The sequence below is a fragment of the Sphingomonas cannabina genome (genome assembly GCF_021391395.1).
GTDB classification, from domain to species: Bacteria; Pseudomonadota; Alphaproteobacteria; order Sphingomonadales; family Sphingomonadaceae; genus Sphingomonas; species Sphingomonas cannabina.
In genome coordinates, this window is sequence record NZ_CP090059.1 from 2,478,483 (window position 1) to 2,502,040 (window position 23,558).

At 64.3% G+C, this 23,558-nt stretch carries 25 protein-coding genes and 1 tRNA gene; 16 read left to right on the plus strand and 10 right to left on the minus strand.

The annotated features are described in order from the left end of the window. Positions 1 to 3 precede the first annotated feature (3 nt). The 6 genes from LZK98_RS11895 to LZK98_RS11920 all read left to right on the plus strand — a co-directional run bounded on the left by LZK98_RS11895 (position 4) and on the right by LZK98_RS11920 (position 7,336). Positions 4 to 2,373: a hypothetical protein gene (locus LZK98_RS11895; protein ID WP_233782596.1), complete on the plus strand. Its 2,370-nt coding sequence runs from the start codon at positions 4 to 6 to the stop codon at positions 2,371 to 2,373. Further along, on the plus strand, positions 2,370 to 2,747 hold the full coding sequence (locus LZK98_RS11900) for a GNAT family N-acetyltransferase (RefSeq protein ID WP_233782597.1): 378 nt from the start codon (positions 2,370 to 2,372) through the stop codon (positions 2,745 to 2,747). Before LZK98_RS11895 ends, LZK98_RS11900 begins: the two co-directional genes overlap by 4 nt. A gap of 81 nt (positions 2,748 to 2,828) precedes the next feature. Continuing rightward, positions 2,829 to 3,620: a hypothetical protein gene (locus tag LZK98_RS11905; protein WP_233782598.1), complete on the plus strand. Its 792-nt coding sequence runs from the start codon at positions 2,829 to 2,831 to the stop codon at positions 3,618 to 3,620. Then, positions 3,620 to 4,366 (plus strand): hypothetical protein, encoded by a 747-nt coding sequence (locus LZK98_RS11910; protein ID WP_233782599.1) that lies wholly within the window; start codon positions 3,620 to 3,622, stop codon positions 4,364 to 4,366. The genes LZK98_RS11905 and LZK98_RS11910 overlap by 1 nt, the downstream gene beginning before the upstream one ends. Positions 4,367 to 4,370: 4 nt before the next feature. Continuing rightward, positions 4,371 to 4,910 carry a D-Ala-D-Ala carboxypeptidase family metallohydrolase gene (locus tag LZK98_RS11915; protein ID WP_233782600.1) on the plus strand — a complete coding sequence of 180 codons (540 nt, stop codon included), beginning with the start codon at positions 4,371 to 4,373 and terminating at the stop codon, positions 4,908 to 4,910. Beyond that, a complete protein-coding gene (locus LZK98_RS11920) occupies positions 4,910 to 7,336 on the plus strand; it encodes a hypothetical protein (protein WP_233782601.1) in 2,427 nt (808 codons plus the stop codon). Before LZK98_RS11915 ends, LZK98_RS11920 begins: the two co-directional genes overlap by 1 nt. On the opposite strand, the gene LZK98_RS11925 is transcribed toward LZK98_RS11920, so the two are convergent. Next, entirely contained in the window at positions 7,333 to 7,842 is a 510-nt protein-coding gene (locus LZK98_RS11925) for a hypothetical protein (RefSeq protein ID WP_233782602.1), read from the minus strand. The genes LZK98_RS11920 and LZK98_RS11925 overlap by 4 nt on opposite strands. Here LZK98_RS11925 and LZK98_RS11930 point away from each other — a divergent pair. The 8 genes from LZK98_RS11930 to LZK98_RS11965 are packed head-to-tail and all read left to right on the plus strand — an operon-like array spanning position 7,832 to position 12,864. Further along, positions 7,832 to 8,551: a phage tail protein gene (locus LZK98_RS11930; protein WP_233782603.1), complete on the plus strand. Its 720-nt coding sequence runs from the start codon at positions 7,832 to 7,834 to the stop codon at positions 8,549 to 8,551. The genes LZK98_RS11925 and LZK98_RS11930 overlap by 11 nt on opposite strands. Before the next feature lie 3 nt (positions 8,552 to 8,554). Then, positions 8,555 to 10,747 carry a right-handed parallel beta-helix repeat-containing protein gene (locus LZK98_RS11935; RefSeq protein WP_233782604.1) on the plus strand — a complete coding sequence of 731 codons (2,193 nt, stop codon included), beginning with the start codon at positions 8,555 to 8,557 and terminating at the stop codon, positions 10,745 to 10,747. After that, positions 10,744 to 11,154, plus strand: a complete 411-nt coding sequence (locus LZK98_RS11940; protein WP_233782605.1) for a hypothetical protein — start codon at positions 10,744 to 10,746, stop codon at positions 11,152 to 11,154. Before LZK98_RS11935 ends, LZK98_RS11940 begins: the two co-directional genes overlap by 4 nt. After that, entirely contained in the window at positions 11,151 to 11,465 is a 315-nt protein-coding gene (locus LZK98_RS11945) for a hypothetical protein (RefSeq protein ID WP_233782606.1), read from the plus strand. The genes LZK98_RS11940 and LZK98_RS11945 overlap by 4 nt, the downstream gene beginning before the upstream one ends. Next, positions 11,465 to 12,052 (plus strand): glycoside hydrolase family 19 protein, encoded by a 588-nt coding sequence (locus LZK98_RS11950; RefSeq protein WP_233782607.1) that lies wholly within the window; start codon positions 11,465 to 11,467, stop codon positions 12,050 to 12,052. Before LZK98_RS11945 ends, LZK98_RS11950 begins: the two co-directional genes overlap by 1 nt. Further along, complete coding sequence (locus LZK98_RS11955; RefSeq protein ID WP_233782608.1) at positions 12,049 to 12,306, plus strand: hypothetical protein; 258 nt, start codon at positions 12,049 to 12,051, stop codon at positions 12,304 to 12,306. The genes LZK98_RS11950 and LZK98_RS11955 overlap by 4 nt, the downstream gene beginning before the upstream one ends. Then, positions 12,303 to 12,689 (plus strand): hypothetical protein, encoded by a 387-nt coding sequence (locus tag LZK98_RS11960; protein ID WP_233782609.1) that lies wholly within the window; start codon positions 12,303 to 12,305, stop codon positions 12,687 to 12,689. Before LZK98_RS11955 ends, LZK98_RS11960 begins: the two co-directional genes overlap by 4 nt. Next, positions 12,667 to 12,864 carry a hypothetical protein gene (locus LZK98_RS11965; RefSeq protein ID WP_233782610.1) on the plus strand — a complete coding sequence of 66 codons (198 nt, stop codon included), beginning with the start codon at positions 12,667 to 12,669 and terminating at the stop codon, positions 12,862 to 12,864. The genes LZK98_RS11960 and LZK98_RS11965 overlap by 23 nt, the downstream gene beginning before the upstream one ends. Positions 12,865 to 13,801: 937 nt before the next feature. Here the strand turns inward: LZK98_RS11965 and LZK98_RS11970 are convergent. After that, a complete protein-coding gene (locus LZK98_RS11970) occupies positions 13,802 to 13,990 on the minus strand; it encodes a hypothetical protein (RefSeq protein ID WP_233782611.1) in 189 nt (62 codons plus the stop codon). Next, a complete protein-coding gene (locus LZK98_RS20750) occupies positions 13,987 to 14,403 on the minus strand; it encodes a DUF7831 domain-containing protein (protein WP_454877246.1) in 417 nt (138 codons plus the stop codon). The genes LZK98_RS11970 and LZK98_RS20750 overlap by 4 nt, the downstream gene beginning before the upstream one ends. Before the next feature lie 145 nt (positions 14,404 to 14,548). Here LZK98_RS20750 and LZK98_RS11975 point away from each other — a divergent pair. Further along, positions 14,549 to 14,625, plus strand: a tRNA-Pro gene (locus LZK98_RS11975). Positions 14,626 to 14,669: 44 nt separating this feature from the next. Here LZK98_RS11975 and LZK98_RS11980 read toward each other — a convergent pair. The 7 genes from LZK98_RS11980 to LZK98_RS20535 form a co-directional block, all read right to left on the minus strand. Then, on the minus strand, positions 14,670 to 15,347 hold the full coding sequence (locus LZK98_RS11980) for a glutathione S-transferase family protein (RefSeq protein ID WP_233782612.1): 678 nt from the start codon (positions 15,345 to 15,347) through the stop codon (positions 14,670 to 14,672). A gap of 85 nt (positions 15,348 to 15,432) precedes the next feature. Then, entirely contained in the window at positions 15,433 to 16,128 is a 696-nt protein-coding gene (locus tag LZK98_RS11985; RefSeq protein ID WP_233782613.1) for a response regulator, read from the minus strand. A 10-nt stretch (positions 16,129 to 16,138) separates the two neighbouring features. Then, on the minus strand, positions 16,139 to 16,720 hold the full coding sequence (gene kdpC / locus LZK98_RS11990; protein ID WP_233782614.1) for a potassium-transporting ATPase subunit KdpC: 582 nt from the start codon (positions 16,718 to 16,720) through the stop codon (positions 16,139 to 16,141). Between the two features lie 10 nt (positions 16,721 to 16,730). Further along, positions 16,731 to 18,764 (minus strand): potassium-transporting ATPase subunit KdpB, encoded by a 2,034-nt coding sequence (gene kdpB / locus LZK98_RS11995; RefSeq protein ID WP_233782615.1) that lies wholly within the window; start codon positions 18,762 to 18,764, stop codon positions 16,731 to 16,733. Between the two features lie 12 nt (positions 18,765 to 18,776). Further along, positions 18,777 to 20,480 carry a potassium-transporting ATPase subunit KdpA gene (kdpA, locus tag LZK98_RS12000; protein WP_233782616.1) on the minus strand — a complete coding sequence of 568 codons (1,704 nt, stop codon included), beginning with the start codon at positions 20,478 to 20,480 and terminating at the stop codon, positions 18,777 to 18,779. 15 nt (positions 20,481 to 20,495) lie between these two features. Then, positions 20,496 to 20,585: a K(+)-transporting ATPase subunit F gene (gene kdpF / locus LZK98_RS12005; protein WP_233782617.1), complete on the minus strand. Its 90-nt coding sequence runs from the start codon at positions 20,583 to 20,585 to the stop codon at positions 20,496 to 20,498. 4 nt (positions 20,586 to 20,589) lie between these two features. Next, entirely contained in the window at positions 20,590 to 20,724 is a 135-nt protein-coding gene (locus tag LZK98_RS20535; protein WP_264757850.1) for a hypothetical protein, read from the minus strand. Between the two features lie 115 nt (positions 20,725 to 20,839). On the opposite strand from LZK98_RS20535, the gene LZK98_RS12010 reads away from it, so the two are divergent. Next, a complete protein-coding gene (locus LZK98_RS12010; protein WP_233782618.1) occupies positions 20,840 to 23,521 on the plus strand; it encodes a sensor histidine kinase in 2,682 nt (893 codons plus the stop codon). Positions 23,522 to 23,558: the final 37 nt, after the last annotated feature.

Consider the following 23,558-nt stretch of genomic DNA (forward strand, 5'->3'; position numbering starts at 1 on the left):
GGCATGTACGCGCGCCCGAACCGGCGCCCGACACAGCGCAAGTCGGAGCCAAGGCGGTTTCCGGCTCCGGTCGGGGGCTGGATCAGCAATCGGTCATTGGCCACGCCTAACGATGGCGCCACGCCCGGCGCGGCGATCCTCGACAACTTCTTCCCGCGGGCAACGGGCGTCATCCTGCGCCGCGGCACGCGCCGTTACGCCACAGTCGGTTCCGGGGAACGGCCTACTACATCCCTGTTCAGCTACAACACCGGCGCGGTGCGCAAGCTGTTCGCGACGACTGATGAAGCGATATACGACGTAACGGCGGTCACGTTCCCATATGACGCCGCGATCGTTGACGAAGAAGACAATGTCATCGTTACGGAAAATGGCGACTTCTTTGGTTGGTCGTCGGTCGGCCCGAGTGTCATGGGCGGTTTCACGGGCGGCAACTGGATCGTGGTCCAGTTCTCGACCACAGGCGGCATCTATCTCATCGGCGTCAATGGGCAGGATACCGGCTTCATCTACGACGGTTCGGACTTCTGGCCGAACCTGCCGGGTGGGCTGTGGAGCTTGCCCTATGACGGACAGGTAACGCCCTTTGTAGAAGGGGATACCGTCACGGGCTCGACGAGTTCCGCGGCAGGCGTAATCTGGCGTGTCGAGGCTGGCCGCCTGATCTTGCGCGATGTTGAGTATCCACCCGAGACATGGACGATCGAGTATGTCGGAGGCTCAGCCGCCTTTCACGTCGAGAGCACGTTGCGGGGGCAGGTTTCGTCGGCGTCTGCGCGGATCGCCAGCATCACGCCCGGCACTACGACATGGACGTTGCCCTATGACGGCGGCACAGTGGATTTCACGCCTGCGCAGATTGTCACTGGTACAACCAGCGGCGCCAGCGGAGAGGTCGTGTCGGTTGCGGGGACGACTGCATCAGGCACGCTGACTATCAAGACACTGTCGGGCACCTTTCAGGACAATGAAACGATCACCGGCAGCGGCGGAGGTGCGGCAGTCGTTAATGGGAAAGCCAGCGATCCGATCCTCGCCGGCACGCTCACGCTGGAAGGCCTGATCGGAGATTTCATTGCTGGCGAACCACTGCGCGACGGGAGTGGTGGTGCTGCGAATGCGGTAGGGGCGCAGACCTTCGTCAGCGGCGGCTCGTTCGTGGACGGCGAGACGATCACCGGCAGCATGGGCGGCGAAGCGGTCACCGCCGGAACGGCCGAGAGTGTTGCGCCTGGCGTGACCTTCCCCGATGGCCTCACCAGTGCCGACATGAGTTACGTGTGGCCCTACAAGAACCGGCTTTGGTTCCTGCAAAAGGACAGCCTGAACGCATGGTACATGGATCAGGTGGACGCGATTGGGGGCGGCGCCACAATGTTCCCTCTGTCCGGGGTCATGGGTCGTGGCGGTGCTCTTATGTTCGGGCAAGGATGGTCTCTGGAAACAAGCGCGGAGGGTGGTCTTTCGGAGCAGTGCGTCTTCGTCTCGGAAGAAGGGGAGGCGGCGGTCTATCAAGGCTCCTATCCCGGAGAAGCCGCGACATGGACCAAGGTCGGTGTGTACCGCATCGGTCGCCCGCTTGGAAACCGCAGCTTCATCAAGGGGGGCGGCGATATCGCCGTCGCGACCAGCGTCGGGCTGGTGCCGCTGTCCAAGGCGATCGAGCTTGACGTTACCTCGCTCAACGTTGCCACCGTTTCCTATCGTATTCAGGATGCTTGGAACGATGCAACCTTGCTTCGCTCTGCCGCAGGCTGGCAAGCGGAGCTATGGCCAGAGCAAAAGATGGCCGTTATCGCGCCGCCGACGACGCAGGACGCACCCAATCCAGTACTGTTCATCTCGAACACCGAGACGGGTGCGTGGACCCGCTTCACGGGCTGGCGCGTGACGTGCATGGAGGTGTTCGAGGGCAAGCTCTATTATGGCGGCCCGGATGGCCGCGTGATGCTGGCCAACGTCGGCGGCGATGATGAAGGCGCACCCTACACTGGCGTCGTCCTGCCGCTCTACGACGACTTCGACAATCCCGGAGCGCTCAAGATTTCTACTGCCGGCCGAGCCGTGGTGCGCGGTACGAATCACATCTACGGACAACTCAATTTCCAGAGCGATTATCTGCTTACCGTCCCAACGGCGCCCCCCCCGAGCATCACCAGCGGACCAGCGAACATCTGGGGTTCGGCTATATGGGGCCAGTCGGTGTGGGGCGGAGGCCTCGCCGATGTCGTCACCACGGATTGGGTTTCACTCGGCGGCACGGGCTATGCGTGTTCGCTGGCTTATCAGGTGACGAGCGGCGACGTTCAACCGTTGGACGTGGAAGTCGTGCGCCTTGAGATGCTCTATTCCGCAGCGGAGCAGGTCTCGTGATCGTCGAAGGCGAGGAGGTGGCGCGGTTCGTGTCCGAGCGCCTCGGCTTTGGCCTGTGCCCTCCATACGCCGCGCTCGGGGTCGTCCGGGACGGAGAGATCGCAGGTGGCGTGGTGTTCAACCATTTCGAAGGCGCCGATGTTCATGTCAGCGTAGCAGGATGCGGGTGGACGCGGGCGTTTCTCCGGGCTGTCGGCACCTATGTCTATGATAAGCTTGGGTGTGAACGCATGACGGCGATAACCGCCGACGAAGTCGTGGCGACATTCGCCGAGCGCCTTGGCGGTCAATATGAGGGACGGTTACGATCTCATTTTGGTCCGGGCAAAGATGCATTCGTCATGGGGATACTTCGGGACGAGTGGAAGTATTGATGCAGCGCCCGTCATAGGCTATAGAGAGCGCAATTCGTGCGGCTGGACCTACTTCGCGCACTGAGCAGGTAGGTCCGAACATTGGTCAGCACACCGAAACCACCCGATCCGATGCAGACCGCTCAGGCTCAGAGCGGCCTCAACCGCGACACGGCGGTTTCGCAACAGCTCATCAACATGACCGATCAGGTCAACCCTTGGGGAACGGTAAGCTATAGCCCCAACGGTTCGACGAGCTATGTTGATTCCACCGGCAAGCTCATCACGATCCCGCGTTACACCCAGACCACGACGTTTACCCCTGAGCAGCAAGCCATCTTCGATAAGTCTCAGGCCGCGCAATCGAACATCGCAGGGATAGCACAGGAGCAGTCGGCGAAACTCGGCGAGTATCTGAACGATCCGTTCGAGTTCAACAATCAGGATGCGGCTGATTGGGCCTATGATCTAGGGGCCTCGCGCATCCTGCCGCAGCAGGCGCGTAATGAGGAAGCGCTGCGCACACGGCTCATCAACTCGGGCCTTCGTCCCGGCACTGCGGCGTGGAATTCCGAGATGGAGCGCCTGTCCCAGGCAAACACCGATCAGCTCAACCAACTTGCCCTGACAGGGCGCTCGCAGGCGTTCAGCGAGGCGCTTGCAGAGCGTAATCAGCCGATCAACGAAATCACCGCGCTTCTGTCCGGATCGCAGGTGTCCAATCCGGCAGCGCAGTCCGGTGCCACGCCACAGGCGAGCGTCGGCGGCGTCGACTACACGGGTCTTGTGGGCCAGAACTACCAGAGCCAGCTTGCGTCCAGTAACGCGGCGCTTGGTGGTCTCTTTGGTCTCGCCGGCTCGCTCGGCAGCGCAGGTATAAGGGCTTGGGGCTGATGGCTTGGCTCGGCAACCTCCCAATCGAAGGCTTCGGGTTCCCGCGCATCAGCCCGTATGACCTTTCCATCAGACCCGACCCTGCGACCGCTCCGGTTGAGCCGTTCGTGTTCGGCGCCGGGGGCGCCCGTCGATCGCCCGATGAGATTGCAGCTGAACGCCAGCTCGCAGCTCGGCAGATGGCGGCCGGGGCTGACTATTCGCCGATCGCGTCGCCTTGGCAGGGGCTTGCTCGCGTCGCTCAGGGCATCACAGGCGCACTAGAGGCGCGGAAGCTTGATCGTGAGCAGGAAGCAAACGCTGCCGCTGCGAATGAAGTGGCGAGCGCCCTCCTGAGCGGAGGCGCGAGCAATGATGTGGTGTCGCGCGCGCTGCTTGATCCGTCCCTCCCCGAGGAGGTTCGCCAGTTCGCCCAGATGCAATACAAGCAGATGCATCCGACGCCGCAGCAGCCGACCGAGTTCGAGCGCGCGTTGGTCGCGTCTGGCGTCCAGCCGGGTACGCCCGAGTGGCAGCAGAGTTTCCAGCGTTACGTTGAGAACAAGACCGACCCTGAGACTGTCGTGACGCTTCCTGGCGGCGGCATTTTCATCGGGCCGAGATCTGAGCTTTCAGCAGCACTATCGGGAGGAGGTGATCCAGCATCTTCGGCTCCGGGGGGAGTGGCGCCCCCTAAGACGCTTCCCCCGGATTTCGACTTCGACAAGGGAGGTCCGACGCCGAGCGCGTCGGGCGGCTTTCGCTAAGCCCATGGTCCCTGGCAACATCGACATTCATGATCGCCACGTCGTCCACAACCGCGATGGCTCGATTTCGACCGTCCGCACCATTTCGATCGGTACGGATCAGGGAGAGGTGCTGATCCCGACCGTGGTAGGCGGACGCGTCGTTTCTGATGAGGAGGCAGTCAGGGAATATGAGCGCACCGGCAAGCACTTAGGCATTTTTCAAACCCCAGAGCAGGCTACGGCATATGCGCAATCCTTGCACCGTCAGCAGGAGCGCGAATATGTGCGTCCGAACGACTTCGCAGATCCGATGCGCGCGCCTGGCCGCATGACGAGCGGGCGCCGTACACCCGAGGGGAATCGCCTAGTCGGCGGCGCGCCTCACTCGCACCACCTCACCGGCGATGCCGCTGATTATGTCGGCGCCTCGCTTGCTGACCTTCGCAGCTATTTCGGCCCGCAGGCTCGATTGCTTGACGAGGGCGATCATATCCATGTGACACTGCCGGGATATGGGAAGGTGCCCTATTTCGGTCGTCGTGGCACCACGGGGCTGCGGTGATGGAAGAGCGCGTCTATCAGGGCCAGATTTACCGCCGCGCCGCTCCTGGGCAGGAATGGCAACTCGTAGGTCCTGCGCAGCAGACGCGCGGGCGCGTGATTGCGGACCCCTATCGGGCTGCCGAAGAGGCGCGAAAGAAACAGGCAGAGAGTCGGGCCAGCGAAGATCAGGCGATGCAACGCCAGCAGCTTGGTATCAGCCAGGAGAACGCTGCGCGCTCGGCCGCGTCGGATGCGATCACCAATCCGCAGACGCTGCGCAAGGAATATGCGTCTCTCCCCGAGATCAAAGCCTATCGCGTATCCACGCAGCAGGCGGCGGCGGCTCTGGGCACCGGCGACAATCCACAGGGCGATATCGCGCTGACCTACGCGTATGCGAAGGTCATGGATCCGGATTCAGTTGTTCGTGACCAAGAAAACAACATGGTCACCAGCTCACAGCCATGGTTTCAGTCGGCAGTCGAGAACATCAAAAAGCAGTTCGGCATGGACGGCGCCGGCAACTTCACGCCGGAAACGCGTCGTCGCCTGCGGCACGAGATCATGCAGGTTCTTTCTTCCCGAAAGGCGCTCTATGAGGCGCGCCGCGCTGAGATGGCCAGCGTCGCTGAAGCGAACGGCATCGATCCAAAGCAGGTCATTGGCGGCGATGACACGCAGGTATTCGCTCCGAACTTCCGTCGCTATGCTGAGAAGGAGGGCGATCCCGATCGGCTCATCTCTGCGCTGATCGGGGGAGAGCCGATCACGCCTCCAGCCAATCCGCAAACGGAGCCTCTCCGCGCAGCCGGTGCCGGGGCGACCGAAGGGGCTATTCCGATCCCGCCCGAGATGCAGCGTGAGCATCAGCAGTATCTCGCGAGCAATTGGGGCAAGATCGATCCGCGAGATTATACGGCCTTTCGGATCAACCTCGATCGTAAGTACGGCTTCAGCAGTGATCCCGAGGCTTATGCGGCTAGCGTTCCGAATTTGAACGATGCTGCGATCAAGGGAGCCGCGCCGGGCCAGATCGCTATCCCATCGGTGCGTCAGGAACTTTCCGGCTTCGATCAGTTCCGCAACAATCTCCTCTCGGACCAGTATGGCATCGGGGCTGGGGTGGCGGCGGGGCTCAATGCCGGTGGCTTCGGAATTCCCTCGTATATCGCGCGCGGTCAGATGGACGCGTTGCGGGACGAATATCCCGTGCAGACGTTCCTTGGCGACATCGCTGGAGGCGTTGGCGGCACAGCGGTTACCGGTGGCCTGCTGAAGGCCGGGGCTGGCGCCCTTGGGGCAGGAAGCGAAGTGGCGAGCATTCTCGCAAACCCGCTGGCGGGGGATATCGGCTATGGCACGATCTACGGCGCCACTCAGGCCGATGATCCTGTCTATGGGGCGCTTGGGGGGGCTTTAGGGGCGTTCGCCGGCAATCGCATCGGCCGCGCGATCGGTGGGGCATTCCCGAAGGCTACCGGGTTCGGGGGTCGCATTCGTGCGCTTGATGAATCGGTACCGACATCTGAACAGGTGAAGCAGGCAGCATCTGACCTGTATAGCCAAGCCGAGGCACGCGGGCTGACGGCCACAGGCGATGAGACGCTTGCGCTTGCGGACACGACGAGCGGCATCTTGGCGCGTGAGGGGCGAATGTCCCCGACTGGCCGGCTGACGGAAGTTCAGCCAAAGGTGAAGGAGGCTCAGCAGCTTATTCAGGATTATGCCGGGTCGGAGATGACGCCGAAGCAAATCCAGACGGTGCGCGGGGTGATCGCTGATGGGCTCTCCAGCCAGGATGCGAGCGAAAAGCGTATTGCTCGTCTACTGCTAGACAACTTTGATCAGTGGACCGACGCGACCAATCCGGACCTTGCGTCGGGTCTTGCCGAGGCGCGTGGCATGGCGAGCCGGTATCTGCAAGGCGACAAGATCGCGCAGGCTCGCGAGTTGGCGGACGTTCGGGCTGGCCAGTTCAGCAATAGCGGCCAGGGGAACGCTCTGCGCACCGATTTTCGCCAGCTCGATCGCAGCATCGCCAAGGGGCAGGAGATTTTTTCCCCCGAGGTGTCCGCACAGATTGCAGACGTGGCACGAGGAAATCCAGTTAGCAATTCGCTACGTTGGGTGGGGCGCTTCGCGCCCACCGGCCCGGTGGCGGCACTTCCGACCCTGCTGGCAGCTGGCGCTGGCGGGTCAGCCGTTGGCCCGCTTGGGGCTGTCGGAGGTCTTGGGCTGGGTGGCTTGGCGTATGGAGCCCGGCAGCTCGGGCAGGGCCTCACGGAGCGGTCGGCGCAGGTTGCCGAGAATATGGCCTATGGCGGCCCTCAATACGCTGCTGATCTAGCCGGGCTCCTCGAGAATTCAGCGATTCGCGGCGGCCACATCGGTGCTGCGGCGAATAGCGAGGTCGCGCGAGCCCTGCTTGAATATGGTGGCTACTAGACGAACTTGTAGACGAACTGGTCGATCACAATCGCGATCAGCATGGCGGCGATCCACACCGCCCAAATTGCAACGATGATATTGAAAGCTCGCTGGATTTTCTGCACGCGACCCCATGGCACATAGACGCCATTGCGCATCTTCATCGTAACCGGCTTTCCGGCTTCAGCGTGCTTGTATCGCTCCCACCAGCTGTAAAGCACGCCTTTGATTGCCACCGCGATGAAGATTGTCAGGAACGCGCGAGTAGCTGGATCAAGTCCGCGGATGAAGTCGGCCATCTCGCGCACATAGCACACCGTATCCTTGCCCGCTATTCCTACTTCTGATATTGTGGCCACATTCGAGCGCGGCTGAACCACTTCACGCGCATCTGTAGCACCAGATGCGGAGTTCAGCGAGTTGCCTCGAAATAGCGCTGGGACATATTCCCTACCATCGGGAACCTTGGTTGAAACCGGGGATACCGTCCTCGTTTCCCAGCACAATCCCGCAATGAACGACATCGCTTCCGCCCTCACGGGCTCGTTGGCTCGCGATGGCTCTGGCGGGATGCAAGCCGCGTTGCCGATGGGCGGCAACAAGATCACGAACATGGCGCCGGGCACCGATCCCAGCGACGCTGCGACGGTTGGGCAAATTTCCGGCGCGACCTTCCCCGTTGGATCGGTGATCGACTTTGCGGGCGACACTCCGCCGCCGGGGTGGTTGCTTTGTGGGGGGCAATCGCTCAGCCGCACCGACTTCGCGGCGCTTTTTGCGGTGATCGGCACCACCTACGGCACCGTCAGCCCGACCACCTTCCTTCTCCCGGATTGCCGTGGTCGCGTTGCCGCTGGCCGAGATTTCAACAACGGCGCGAGCACTGCCGACCGTCTGACCGGTGCCACCTTGTCCCCGAATGGGACCACGCTGGGGGCGGCTGGCGGCGCGCAGAGCATCACGCTTACCGAAGCGCAGATGCCATCGCATACGCATACACTAAATGGAACGACTGATTCGGCCGGGCAACACTCGCATGTCTACACTGGAGTCATGGCCGAATCTCAAGGCGGCCTTGGCTCTCTCGGTCAGTACGTGCCCAGTTCGGAAACCACGGGCCTAGCCGGCGCTCACACGCACACCGTTTCAGGAACAGCCGCCAGTACGGGCGGCGGCCAAGCCCATCCGAACGTGCAGCCAACAATCCTCTTCAACAAGATCATCAAGGCCTAGCCGATGGCAAACATCCTTCCTCGCGATCTCCCGCCCTCCGGAAGCGTTCCGAGCGGCGCCGCGCTGATCGTCGACAACGGAGTGACTGTCGAGAAGGCCACGCCTTCGCAGCTGGTCGATAGCGGGCGCCCGAACGCGAATCAGACCGAAGCGGTGGCGGGAACCGACAACACCAAGGGCATGACGCCGCTACGCACTCGACAGGCGATCATGGCGCTGTCGCCCCTGATCGCGGGCAATGTCGCAGAGACGTTGCAGGATCTGAAAGACTATCCGGTCAACAAGTTCATGGTCCTTTACGACCAGGCCAACTTCACCTGGACCCCCGGCGACTACACCGGCCAAGCCGATGACGTGAACATCATCGCGAGCGACAACGAACCGCTGAGCGAAGGGGCTTGGGTTCGGCAAAGTACAGAGACGATCAGCTACAAATTGGATGCCGATGACGCGGTAGTCAGGACGCCCCAGGCCAAGTTGGATGAGATCGTCTCGGTCGCGGATTTCCTGGGTGTTCTTTCCAGTAGGGGCGCCTTTCAAAAGGCTCTCGATACCGGAAGGCATGTCAGGCTGCCGGGAGGGGGCTTGTCGATCGACGGCCCGGTGACGACCACTGCTGCGGGGCAAGTCATCTCTGGCGATGGGGCGGAGTCCGTCCTGACGGTCACCGGAACGAACGCCAACGCGAATGCGATCATCATCGCCCATGACGATTGCACCGTATCCGACGTTACGATCATCCCGAACACGACTGTCTCCAACCTCAGTGAGGGTTGGGGCATCACCGTCAGCAACGTCAACCGGGCGGTTATCCGTGGCGTTCGCGTGTCTGGAATGCGCCGTGGCGGCATTCGCCTAGTCAACGCAAACAACTGCTTAATCGAAGGGAATATCTTCACCGACAGCGTTGTTACGCAGAACCCGGCCGATCCGGAACCGCAGTCCGACATGGGCTATGATATTCTCCTAAATGGCACCAGTTCGTACAATATTATACGCGGTAACGAATGCGTTTCTGGCACAGGCGTTGGCATTGGGCTGCAAACGATCGTGGCGAGTTCGACGCAGTACGGAAACATTATCGAGGGGAATATCGTTAAAGGGCAGCCGTGCTACGGCATCATGCTCTACGGCACGTTTGCGCTTCCGGATAATGCCCCGATCCATGGGACTGTGGTTGCCAACAACCGCATTGAGGACATTTCGGGCACCGTATTCGTCGCAGACCCGCCGAATAGCTATTTCTACGGAGCAGGAATCTATGCCGCCTCCTCGATCAATACTGTAATCACCGGAAACAATATCAAGGGCACAAACACAGATGAGACGCTTCCTTGGCTGAGCGGCACGCCCGCCGCCATTTCGGTGACCGGGTACGGGTCGAGCGTTGTTTCATCGAATGTCATCGAGGACTGCTACGACGGGATTTGGGTCACTCAGACCAACGAGCCCACTGCCGTAGCGTCGCGCTGCATCGTCACCAACAACCGCATCAACGGCTGTCGCCGAAGCGGCATGCGGATTCTCGGGGCTGTCTCCGTCCGCGTGGCCGGCAATTCGTTCGTCGGCACGGGCGTCAATATTGGCATCTACATCAATGCCTCGGGCGTGGCGACCGACCGTATCGACCTCGAGTCGAATTTCATCTCCGGCTTCAACAACGGCATCGAGACCACCGGCGCGATCGCTTTTCTTCGCCTCGCCAAAAACACGCTTCGCAACAACGTGGACTACGGCGTCTATTCGACTGCTACCATCATCGACTTTACGCACAATTATGTCGCCATGAACAACGGAGCGACGGCGGCGATCAGATACACGGTCGATGCCACTTCCGGCATCTGTTCCGAGAACATCATGACCGGCAACACGACCGGCCTTATCGCCAATTCGACTGCGGTGGTGCAATCGAACAACACCTTTAACGGCGTCCTCAATTACACCGGTTCGGTGACGTGGGACCCTGGCTCTCTCGCTGATGGCGCGGGGGAGACTTCTGCGGCCATCACAGTCACTGGTGCCGCGATTGGCGACTTTGTTATGGCCGCCGCTCCCTACGATCTACAGGGCATCACTTGCTCTGCCTATGTCTCGGCGGCAAACACTGTCCGAATCCGCCTCCAGAATGAAACGGGCGCCGTGGTGGACCTTGCAAGCGGCTTATGGCGCGTCCGCGTCATGAAGGCTGTGGTATGAGCGCGGCTCTTGCCGGGTTCCTCTACCTCGTTCGCGAAGGGGAGCAAATGAAGCCCCGCGCGGATGCTGCCGAGCGCGCGGTGATAGTCCCAAGCCTCTTCCAAGTCTCGCGCTTCAGCCCGCATCTGTTCGAGAATGCCCTCGGCGGCAACGCCTGGGTGGGTCACCAACACATTGTGGGCAACATCGTATCGGCGAGCGGTGCGCTCAAGCGTTTGGCGCTCGCTACTGTGCGAGGTCTTTGCGCGTTCCCCGAAATGCTCAGAAAGCCCCTTAAGGAAACGGGCTTCTCTCGACAATTCCGACATGAGTCACCTCCATTCAATAGCGTACATCGACACGGAATCCGCTGCAACAACAACCACGCCATCGATCCCAGCGCATTGGTGGTCAAGGAAGCGCCATGACGCAAGCCGCCGATCTCCAGAACATCAGCATCGCTGTCGGCGAAGTGAGGGGCCAATTGCGCGAAGTCGTCCACGGCGTGAACAACATGGCGCAGAAAGTCGACAACATGTCGGACAAGGTTTCGGCGCTGGTGAGCGTCCCCGGCAAGATGGCTGAGCTTGAGGCGCGGGTGACGGTGCTCGAGGCGGCAGAGAACCAACGCGTTGGCGCGATGGGCTTCGGCGGCTGGCTGCTCAAGGTGCTGCCGATTGGGGCGATCAGTGCCGCGATCGGGGCCATCAGCGCATTCCTGACCGGGAGGCATGGATGATGACCAAGGACGAAGCTGTCCGCCTCCAGACGCGGCTTGGCGTCGCCGCTGACGGCATCATCGGACGACAGACGCTTGCCGCCCTGTTCGCGAAAGCGGGGGCCGCACCAGAGCGTGCCGCCGAGCTGGCGCTGTCCGGCGCTGTCCATATGACGGCTGCCGGCATCCTCGACACACCGCTTCGCCTCGCGCACTTCATGGCGCAGCTCGCCCACGAAAGCGGCAGCTTCCGCTACATGGAAGAGCTTGCCTCCGGGGCGACCTATGAAGGACGCGCCGACCTCGGCAACACGCAGCCCGGCGATGGTCCGCGCTACAAGGGGCGCGGGCCGATCCAGCTTACCGGACGCGGCAACTACCGACGCGTCGGGCAGAAGATCGGGGTCGACCTGGAGCGCCATCCCGAGCTTGCCGCCATCCCGTCGATCGGGCTGTGGGTGGCGTGCATTTTCTGGACCGACAACGGCCTGAACGAACCTGCCGACCGCGATGACGTGCTGGCGGTCACGCGCCGGATCAACGGCGGCACCAATGGGCTCGACAGCCGCAAGGCGGTGCTCGCCAAGATGAAAGGGCTACTGCTGTGACCGAGGAACGCGTCTGGTTCCGCTACCTGATCGGCGTGGTCGTCATCGTGGGCGGCCTTGCGGCTCTAGGAGGACTCTACTTCATCGAAGTTCCGGCGGGGAACCGCGAGCCGCTCCTTATCGCCATCGGTATTGTGATCGGCTGGGGCTCCAGTGTCGTCGGGCACGAGTTCGGGTCATCTGTCGCAGGGCGAAAAGCCGCTGAGGTCGGTCTCCAGAAGGCGGAGAGCGCTGTCACGGAGGCAAAGCCATGATCCCCTTCGAATCCGCCCTGAACGCAGCCTGGGCGTGGCTAGGCGGTAACTTCAAGCTGCTGCTGATCGTCGCCGGGCTTGTGCTCGCGTCGTTCTTCCTCGGGCAGTGCGATGGCAGATCCACGCAGCGCGCGAAAGACATGGATGCGCTCAACCGCGCCGCTATCGCCGCCCAGCGCATCGTCAACAAAGCGAACGAATGGGCCACCGCCCAAATGCTGAAGGATCAGCAGCGGATCGCCGATCAGGACAAGGAGCGTCTCGATGCCATCACATCCGCGCCGAAATCGGGCACTGGCGCTGCTACTCGCGCTCTCGGCTGCGTCAGGCTGCGGCAAAACGGTCTCGATCGAGAGGCCGATGCCGCAGGCTGCGCTCGTTGAGAAGCTGACGACGCCCAAGCCCAAGCCCGAGGGTGATATCGTCAACGACGATACGGCAGCCGCGACCTATTCAGCCCAGATCGAAACATGGGGCGATACCGTATACGCTGCTGGCGTGGCGATGTGCGGATGGCTGAACAGCATCGGCGGCAAGTTCGACTGCCCCAAGCCCTGACTCGACTCTCGCGCCGCGTTCCCTCAATGTTCCCCGGCATGGGCACCCGCACGCAAGAGGTTGTTTTCCCCACTTGGGCGCAGACGGTGGGCGCCATGGTGGAGCATGGTACAAAGGTCCGTGTGATCTGCCAGAAATGTGGTGCGTATAAGGAATTGGACCTTCCGGCGCTCATGGAGAAGGTCGGGCCGCACTATAGCCTGATCAACCGCCGCTGCCGATGCCGTCTCACCCCCGGATGCGGGGGATGGAACAGGTTCCATGTATTCTGGGGGATATATCGGCCGCTGTGGACAACCGCGCGGGCAGCAAGCTGGTAGGTCGTCGCGGGCGGTGAACAGCGAGCCGGAAAGGCGCCGCCCGCGACGAATCGGTTGGAGCAGGTGAAATCCTATTTGGCAAGATGGCTGGTTGCGGGCCTGGCTTGATACCGGCTCCCCGTTTCAGTCCGCGCTTACGGAACGTTGGCTAGCTTCTACGAGCGAACCGGCCGGATGTGCTCGTAGCGCCGGGAACAACCATCGGAGCGTGTCCTTCCACGCCGCCGCAACCATGTCCTTGCGGCTATCACAGAAATATGCTTAGGTAAAGAGGCTGCGGCGACTTGCCCTGACATACGGGAAGTCATCAAACGGGTGCGATGGCCCGTCATCGCCTGGTCGCCGCAGTTGTGACCGTAGCGAAGTACGGAGGCGGGTCGGGCCACACACGACATGACAGCCGGAAAGACGGTGCTGGCGTAGCGCTGCGCTAGTTCGGGGTGGTTGGTAGAGCGGGCTTCACCGTTTCGCCATCGCGACCCCGGCCAGTTTGAAGGCCAATGGGGAACGCCGCTCGATCAGCCCCTTATAAGGGTGACGCACTGCTAGCGGTGCGTCGGCGTGACAGCCGGAGAGACGGCAACCGCGCCGGCCATCATGGCGGGCAGTGACGAGGATTAGGCGCACCGCCTGATAAGCAGGCGCCGCTCACCAATCCGCTCGATCGTCACCGACCCACCCACCGGCAGCTTATCGAGAACGCCTCCGATCACCCGTCGCGCGATCATGCCGGTGGGCGCCTCAGCCGAACTCGTCTCGCTCCAGTCGCGGCGGAGCTTCTCCAGGCTTGGACCGATGTCGGTCATATCACCCTATCTCCTAGAGGATGGGGAGGGCACTCCAGATGCGCTCGACAGCGATCAATGAACGCTGCAATTGCGGGTGCCCTTCGGGGCAAATCGGCCAATCCAGTTCCGACGCCATACCGAGGCCATATTATCATGCCCCCCTGAGCGAGATGGCGCGATAGCTTGCGAAACGCCTCCTGAATATGAGGTTTAACCGCCTCAAGATCCCCGTCCCGGAAAAAGGCGCTTTCTTCCATTGTCGGCCGCCACTTGGTAGGGATACCAACAACATTCGGCTCCCCGCGGCACTCCTTGGCTTGGCCACCTAGCCCCGTCCCAGCCATGTTGTCTCCAAACACATATAATGCGGTCGGATTGGCTCGGATCGATGCCCGGGAGTAGTACTGCACTTCAACAACGCGCCCGCTCATACCCCCTCCAGTCCATGCCGGGAGGGTGCGTACCTTCCTGTGCCCGAAAATGTGGACGATAATGTGCCGCGCTGTGCCACATGTTTCCGCTCCGTTCCGAACGCCCCTTGCGGGTCAGACGCGGAAACCCTAGGGAAACCGCCGTCGGGGAGTAGCGCAGCCTGGTAGCGCATCTGCTTTGGGAGCAGAGGGTCGCAGGTTCGAATCCTGTCTCCCCGACCACCTACTGCCGTGAAGCGCCTTATGTGCTCCACTTCTGAAGCGCGTCAGCCGCCCCTTGCGGCCGCCCAGGCTTTGGTATCCTGGCACATGTCCATGGCTTGCTTGTAAGCGTCACGACCCGTGACCCGCGAGAGATAGGCCCCCTCGACCTCGCCGTAGACGACGCCTCCGTTTCTCCTGGCCTGCAGCAGGGCATAGGCCACCGAGATGTCGGCCGCCGTGAACGCCTCGCCGGCAACATAGGGCGTCCGCTCGAGCTGCCGCGTCACCAGTCCCAGCCGGGATTCGAACACGCTCATCGCCTGACGGGCACTCCAGTTGTTCCGCTCGCCTTCGGGCGCGATGTGGCGCGCGCCGCTGACGAAATACATGGAGGCCGCGAGTCCCGCCTCGCCGAGGTGAAGGAACTGCTGGTACAAGGGGAAGACCGGCTCGTGCGGCTCCGGCGCAAGCGGCGTCGGGCCGTAACGCGCCATCAGATATTCCATGATCGCGATCGACTCGACCATGATGACGTCGCCGTCCTGGACCGCGGGGATGAACCCGGCGGGATTGATGGTCAGGAACTCCGGATCGTTCTCGACGCCGGCCAGCAGGTCCACGGGCCGCAGCCGGTAAGGAAGCCCCATCTCTTCCAGCAGCCAGGCAATCCGGAAGCCTCGTCCCTCGCCGAATAGGGTGATCATGGCCGCAATCTCTTCCAGACCGCTTGCAATTCGCAAGCGGTTTGAATTAACCGGACCAATCCTATTTTGCAAGCGGTGGGAGCCAGATGATGTTAAGGGATACGTCCTGATCGGACGACTGCTACTCCGCAGTCGAGCGCAGCCGGTAACCGACCCCCGGTTCGTTGATGATCAGCAGCGGCCGTGCCGGATCGGCTTCCAGCTTCTGGCGCAGGTTGCGCACCACGATACGCAGGTAATCCACGTGCGTCTCATGCGCCGGTCCCCAGACGGTGCGCAGGAGTTGGGCGTGGCCGATAACGCGATCGGGCCGCTTGGCGAGTTCAGCCAGCACCTCATATTCCTTGGGCGATAGATGGACTTCCTCGCCGGCACGGCGGACGCGGCGGTGGACGAGGTCGATCTCGACCTCGCCGGCCGTGACGCGGTCGCGCTCGGCCTGGGTCGCGAGACGGTGGCGGAGCGCGGTGCGGATGCGGGCGAGCAACTCCTCGGTGTCGAACGGCTTGGTCAGGTAATCGTCGGCGCCGAGATCGAGCGCCGCGACCTTCTCGGCCGTATCTTCGCGCGCTGAGACGACGAGCACCGTCGCCTGCGAGCGTGCGCGGACGAGCTGGATCAGCTCCAGCCCGTCGCGGTCGGGGAGGCCGAGGTCGAGCAGCACCGCCTGCGGCTTGTCGATGTCGAGCAGCGACAGACCCTCGCGCGCGGTGGCCGCCTCCGCCACCTCATGCCCTGCGCGCTCGAGCGCGACGCGCAACAGGCGGCGGATGGCGGCGTCGTCCTCGACGATCAGGACCTTGGTCGGCAGGGCCATGCCCTCCTTGTTACGGGCGCGGTGCCAACCGGTCGAGTGCGCGATTGAGCGCGAGGACGTTGACGCGCGGCTCGCCGAGGAAGCCGAGCAGCGGATATTGGGTCTCGCGCGTGATCAGCTGGCGTACTGCATCCACTGGAATCCCCCGCGCCCTGGCGACGCGCCCGGCCTGGAAAAAGGCCGCCTCGGGGCTGAGATCGGGATCGAGCCCCGAGGCGGAGGCAGTCACCAGATCGGCGGGAACCGATTGTCCTGGTGAGGAACCATTGGCGGCGAGGTCGGTCTTGACGCGGTCGACCAGCGCCTGGCTGGTCGGGCCGAGGTTCGATCCCGAGGAAGCGAGCGCGTCATAGCCCTTGCCGGCGGCCGAGGGCCGCGAGTGGAAATAGCCGGGGGCGGCGAAGCCCTGGCCGATCAGCTCGGAGCCGATCACCTTGCCGTTCTCGCGGATCAGGCTGCCATTGGCCTGATGCGGGAAGGCGAGCTGGCCGATGCCGGTAAGGGCGGCCGGGTAGGCGAGGCCGAGGAGCGCGGCGAACAGGATCGTCAGCACGATCGCCGGACGGAGCGCGGTCTTGAGGTCGGTGAGCATGGTTCTGTCCTCAGGCGAGGTGGAGGCCGGCAACGAGCAGGTCGATCAGCTTGATGCCGACGAACGGGGCGAGCAGGCCGCCGAGGCCGTAGATGGCGAGGTTGCGGGCGAGCAGCGGGCCGGCGCCGATCGCGCGATACTTCACGCCCTTAAGCGCCAGCGGCACCAGCAGCGGGATGATCAGCGCGTTGAAGATGATCGCGGAGAGGATCGCCGACTGCGGGCTGGCCAGCCCCATCACGTTGAGCACCCCGAGCCCCGGATAGAGCGCGATGAACATCGCCGGGATGATCGCGAAGTATTTGGCGACGTCGTTGGCCACCGAGAATGTGGTGAGCGCGCCGCGCGTCATCAGCAGCTGCTTGCCCAGGCCGACGATCTCGATGAGCTTGGTCGGATCGCTGTCGAGGTCGACCATGTTGCCGGCCTCGCGCGCGGCCTGGGTGCCGGTGTTCATCGCCACGCCGACGTCCGACTGGGCGAGGGCGGGGGCGTCGTTGGTGCCGTCGCCGCACATCGCGACGAGGCGGCCGCCCTGCTGCTCCTTGCGGATCAGGGCGAGCTTGTCCTCCGGCGTCGCCTCGGCGAGAAAGTCGTCGACCCCGGCCTCCGCGGCGATCGCGGCGGCGGTGAGCGGGTTGTCGCCGGTGATCATCACCGTGCGGATGCCCATCCGGCGCAGCTCTGCGAACCGCTCGCGTACGCCGGCCTTGACCACGTCCTTCAGCGCGATCGCGCCGAGGAGATGGCCATCCTTGACCACCGCGAGCGGCGTGGCGCCGGCGCGGGCGATCTCGTCGGTGACGCGCTTGAGCTCGGCTGCCTGCGGGGTGTTGGCCAGCGCCGGCACCGCCTTCAGGATGGAGTCGACCGCGCCCTTGTGGATCAGCGTGCCGTCGATCTGCACGCCGGACAGGCGGGTCTGGGCGGTGAAGGGGATCACCGTCGCATCGGCGGGCAGCGTGCGGACGGGGATCGCATGGCGTTCGCGCGCGAGGGTGACGATCGAGCGGCCTTCGGGCGTCTCGTCGGCGAGGCTGGCGAGCATCGCCGCGTCGGCCAGCACCGCGGTGTCGACGCCGGTGAGCGGGCGGAACACGCTCGCCTGACGGTCGCCGATCGTGATGGTGCCGGTCTTGTCGAGCAGCAGCACGTCGATGTCGCCGGCCGCTTCGACCGCGCGCCCCGACTTGGCGAGCACGTTGAAGCGGACGAGCCGGTCCATGCCCGCGATGCCGATCGCGGAGAGCAGTGCCGCGATGGTGGTCGGGATCAGCGTGATCAGCAGCGCCGCCAGGATCGCCACCGGTACCTGGCCGCCGGCATAGCTGGTGAAGCTCGGAATGGTCGCGACCGCGATCAGGAAGATGATGGTGAGCCCGACCAGCAGGATGGTCAGCGCGATCTCGTTCGGTGTCTTCTGCCGCTCGGCGCCCTCGACGAGTGCGATCATGCGGTCGAGGAAGCCTTGGCCGGGTTCCTGCGTCACCCGCACCTTGATCCGGTCGGAGATGACGCGGGTGCCCGCCGTCACCGCCGAACGGTCGCCGCCCGCCTCGCGGATCACGGGCGCGCTTTCGCCGGTGATCGCGGACTCGTTAACCGAGGCGACGCCCTCGATCACCTCGCCGTCGGCGGGGATGAGGTCGCCGGTCTCGACCAGCACCGTTTCGCCGCGGCGGAGCAGGGCGGCACCGACCATTTCCCAGGTTTCGCCGGCGCCGGTCAGGCGCTTGGCCTGGAGCTCCGACTTGGTGGCGCGCAGCGAGGCCGCCTGGGCACGGCCGCGGCCTTCCGCCAGTGCCTCGGCGAAGGTGCCGAACAGCACCGTCAGCCACAGCCAGACGATCAGCTGCGCCTGGAAACCGAACGGCAGCTTCTCACCGCCGATCACGAGCAGGACGGTGAGCAGCAGCGCGACGACGGCAGTGGTGAACAGCACCGGGTTGCGGATCAGCTCGCGCGGGGAGAGCTTCCTGAAGGCATCGCCGATCGCCGGGACAACCAGGCTTGCCGAGAACATCGAAGTGGGTGCGGTGGACATGGTTTCCGTCCGTCAGAAGAGCTGGCCGCGGATCATCGCGAAGTGATCGGCGATAGGTCCGAGCGCGAGGCTGGGGAGGAAGGTGAGGCCGCCGACGATCAGCACGATGCCGACGAGCAGGCCCACCCAGAGCGGTCCGGTGGTCGGGAACGATCCGGCGGATTCGGGCGTGTGCTTCTTTGCCGCCAGGCTGCCCGCGATGGCGAGCATCGGCACGATGATGAAGAAGCGGCCGATCCACATCGCGGCGCCGAGCAGCCCATTGTAATAGGGCGTGTTGGCGGTGAGCCCGGCGAAGGCCGAGCCGTTGTTCGCGACGCCTGAGGTGAAGGCGTAAAGGATCTCCGAGAAGCCGTGCGGCCCCTTGTTGAGCGGTCCGGCGAGCCCTTGCGGAAGCACTGACGACAGCGCGGTGAAGCCGAGGATGACGAGCGGCAGCACCGCGATCGCGAGCACTGCCAGCTTGACCTCGCGGCTCTCGATCTTCTTGCCGACATATTCGGGCGTGCGGCCGACCATCAGCCCGGCGACGAACACCGCGAGGATGGCGAACAGCAGGAAGCCGTAGATGCCGGCGCCGACGCCACCGATCACGACCTCCCCGAGCTGCATGTTGAACAGCGGGATGAGGCCGCCGAGTGCGGTGAAGCTGTCGTGCATCGCGTTGACCGCGCCGCATGAGGCGGCGGTGGTGACGGTGGCGAACAGGGCGCTCGCGGCGATGCCGAAGCGGACTTCCTTGCCCTCCATGTTGCCGCCGGTGACGCCGAGGTTGTGCAGCACGGGATTGCCGACCGCTTCCTGCCAATAGACCACCGACGCGCCGGCGGTGAACAGGATCAGCATCGCGGCAAGGATCGCCCAGCCCTGGCGGGTGTTACCCACCGCCTTGCCGAACGTCCAGGTCAGGCCCGCGCCGATCGCGAAGATCGACAGCATCTGGACGAGGTTGGTGAGTGCGTTGGGGTTCTCGAACGGATGCGCCGAATTGGCGTTGAAGAAGCCGCCGCCGTTGGTGCCGAGCATCTTGATCGCTTCCTGCGAGGCGACGGGGCCGACCAGCAGCGTCTGCTTGACGCCTTCGAGCGTGGTCGCGTCGATGGTGGCGGCAAAGGTCTGCGGCACGCCGTTCGCGATCAGGAACAGGGCGTAGACGATGCAGATCGGCAGCAGCAGGTAGAGCGTCACGCGGGTGCAGTCGGCCCAGAAATTGCCGATCGTCGTGGCGCTGCGCCGGGCGAAGCCGCGGAACAGCGCGAAAGCGAGCGCGATGCCGGTCGCCGCCGACAGGAAGTTATGGATGGTGAGGCCGAGCATCTGGCTGAGGTTCGACATCGTCGATTCGCCGCCGTAGCTCTGCCAGTTGGTGTTGGTGGTGAAGCTCGTCGCGGTGTTGAACGCGAGATGCGGCGACAGCCCGGCCAGCCCCTGCTGATTGAGCGGCAACACCCCTTGCAGCCGCAGCACCGCATAGGTGAACAGCAGCAGCATCAGGTTGAAGAGCAGCATATGCACCGCGTAGCGGCGCCAGCTCTGCTCCGCGGCGGGATCGATGCCGGCGAGCTTGTAGAAGCCCCGCTCGACCGGGCTGAGCACGGTGTGGAGCGGCGTGCGGCGGCCCTCGTACAGCGCGAACAGCCACATCCCCATCGGCTTGGCGACGGCGACGACGAGCGCGACGAAGAGAGCGATCAGGAACCAGCCGTGGACGGTCATGGCGACGGCTCCCGATCAGAAGCGCTCGGGCCGCACGAGAGCGACCACGAGGTAGAGGAGGAGGCCGAGGGCGGTGAGCCCGGCGAGCGCGAGATGGACGGTCATCGCGTCACGCCTCGTCGCACAGGCGGACATAGGCGATCGTCGCCGCGAACAGCCCGCCGACCAAGGCGAGCCAGAGCAGGTCCTGCATCGGATGAATCCCGAAAGTGATGCCGCCGAACGGGGACGGCCGGCGGATCACCTAGTGCGACGGGCCGTTAAGGTTCGACGGCGAAAGGCGGCGCGCGGCATTAAGAAACCATAAGGACCGATACGCCCGCGTAGCGTTTTGACCGGGAGGGGGGTAGGAGCGAGCGATGGCGTCGAACGATACCCGTCCGTCCCCCGACGCGCTGCTTCGCGCCGCCGAGCGCGAGGAGCGGGGCAAGCTCAAGATCTTCCTTGGTGCCGCGCCGGGCGTCGGCAAGACCTTCGAGATGCTGCGCGAGGGCGCCGAACGGAAGAAGGCTGGAGCCGACGTGGTCATCGCCGTGGTCGAGACTCACGGCCGCGCCGAGACCGCGGCGCTGCTCGAGCCGTTCGAGGTGATCCCGCGCCGGGCGATCGACTATCAGGGTCACAAGCTCGAGGAGATGGACCTCGACGCGGTGCTCGCCCGCCAGCCTGAGCTCGCGCTGGTCGACGAGTTCGCGCACACCAATGTCGAGGGCAGCCGGCACCCCAAGCGCTGGCAGGACGTCGCCGAGCTGCTCGATGCCGGCATCGACGTCTATACGACGCTCAACATCCAGCACGTCGAAAGCCTCAACGACGTCGTCGCGAGCTTCACCAAGGTGCGCGTGCGCGAGACGGTGCCCGACAGCGTGTTCGAGGGTGCCGAGATCGAGGTGGTCGACCTGCCGCCGGACGAGCTGATCGAGCGGCTGAAGGAGGGCAAGGTCTATATCCCGGCCGAGGCGAGCCGCGCGCTCGGCCATTTCTTTTCCAAGGCGAACCTGTCGGCGCTGCGAGAGATGGCGCTCCGCCGCGCCGCATTGACCGTCGATCGGGCATTGCTGGAGGATCTCGACGCGAGCGCGCTGCCCGGCACCTATGCCGGTGGCGAGCGCGTGCTGGTGGCGGTGAGCGAGCTGCCGGGCTCCGATACGATGGTGCGTGCCGCCAAGCGGATGGCCGATGCGCTGCGGGCGCCGTGGCAGGCGGTCTATATCGAGACGCCCCGCGCCGAGAGCTTCGACGAGGCCGCCAAACACCGTGTCGCCGACACGCTGCGGCTCGCCGCCAGCCTGGGTGCAACGATCGCGACGGTGCCGGCGGCGAGCGTGATCGAGGGCCTTTCCCGTCACATCCAGGGCATGCGCGCGACCCAGCTCGTGATCGGCAAGTCGGTCCGGAGCTGGTGGTTCGAGCTGCGTCACGGATCGGTCGTGAACGCGATGCTGCGGGAGAGCGACGGGCTCGCGGTCCACGTCATTCCCGCGCAGACAGCTGCGCCGAAGCCCGGCACCGTGCGACAGAAGGGGAAATGGGGCCGGGGCCCCAACCACTTGGTCATCGTCGGGATGATCGTGGCGACGACCCTGCTTGCCCGGCTCGCCGAGCCGCTGATCGGCGTCGGGGGGATCGACCTCCTCTACCTGCTGCCGGTGCTGTTCGCCTCGGGCCGCTACGGCTTGCGACCAGGCCTGATCGCGGGGGTGCTGGCGGGCCTCGCCTATAATTTCTTCTTCCTGCCGCCGCTCTACACGCTGACCATCGCCGACCCGCAGAGCGTGCTGACGATGTTCGTGCTGATCGGCATCGGCGCCTTCACCGCCAATCTCGCCGGCCGGTTGAAATCGCGCGCGACTCTGGGAGCACGGAGCGCGCAGGAGAATGCCGCGGTCGCCGCCTTCGGGCAGGCGCTCGCGCGAACCTCGGACTGGGAGACGACCAGCCGCATCACCTGCGAGGAGATCGCGCGGCTGCTCGAGGTCGACGTCGTGCTGCTCAATCAGCGCGATGGAACGCTGGTGCCGGTGGCGAGCGCGCCCGAGGTCGGCTCGCTTGGGCCGGTCAACCAGGCCGCCGCGGAATGGACCTGGAGCCGTGGCGAGCCTGCCGGGGCAGGGACGGCCACGCTCAATGCCGCCGACTGGCAGTTTCATCCGCTCAAGACCGCGCTCGGGGTACTCGCGGTGATCGGCCTGTCGCGCGAGGATGGCCGCGATCCGGTGTCGGCCGACCGCGCGGTGTTGCTGTCGACGCTGCTCGGCCAGGCGGCGCTGGCGCATGAGCGCTTGAAGCTGGAGGACCAAGTGCGCGAGGTGAGCGTCCTCAAGGAGCGCGACCGGCTGCGCGCGGCGCTGCTCTCGTCGATCGGCCATGACCTGCGCACGCCGCTGACGACGGTTGCCGGATCGGTGGAGGCGATCGCGGCCGAGCATCCGGATGATCCCAACGTGCCGCTGGCCAAGGCGGAGATCGCACGGCTGAGGCGCTTCCTCGACAATTTGCTCGACATGGTGCGGATCGATGCCGGGGCGCTCAAGCTCGCGCCGGAGCCGACCGATCTCACCGACGCGGTGGGCGGGGCGGTGCACGACCTCAAGGACCTGCTGCGCGGCCGGCATATCGACCTCAAGGTGCCCGCCAACCTGCCGTTCGTGACGGCGGATCCGACCTTGCTCCACCACATCCTCATCAACCTGCTCGCCAATGCCGCAGTGCATGGCGGTGACGACGGGACGATCGTGATCGAAGGACGGCGGACGCCCGATGCGGTGCTGCTGTCGGTGCGCGATCGTGGGCCGGGGCTTCAGGCCGGCAGCGAGGCCCGTGTGTTCGAGACCTTCGCCCAGGGCCGCGGCAGCGACCGCCACGGCGGCAGCGGGCTCGGCCTCGCCATCGTCAAGGGCTTCGCCGACGCGATGGCGATCGATGTGAACGCCAGCAACGATCCCGACGGTGGCGCGGTGTTCACCCTGCGTTTCACCCGGATCGCCCCGGCGGGCGAGACCGGTGCCGCTTCGACGCTGCCGGAAGAAGACCCCGAATGAGAAAGGGCGCCTCCCTCACGGGAAGCGCCCTTTCGGA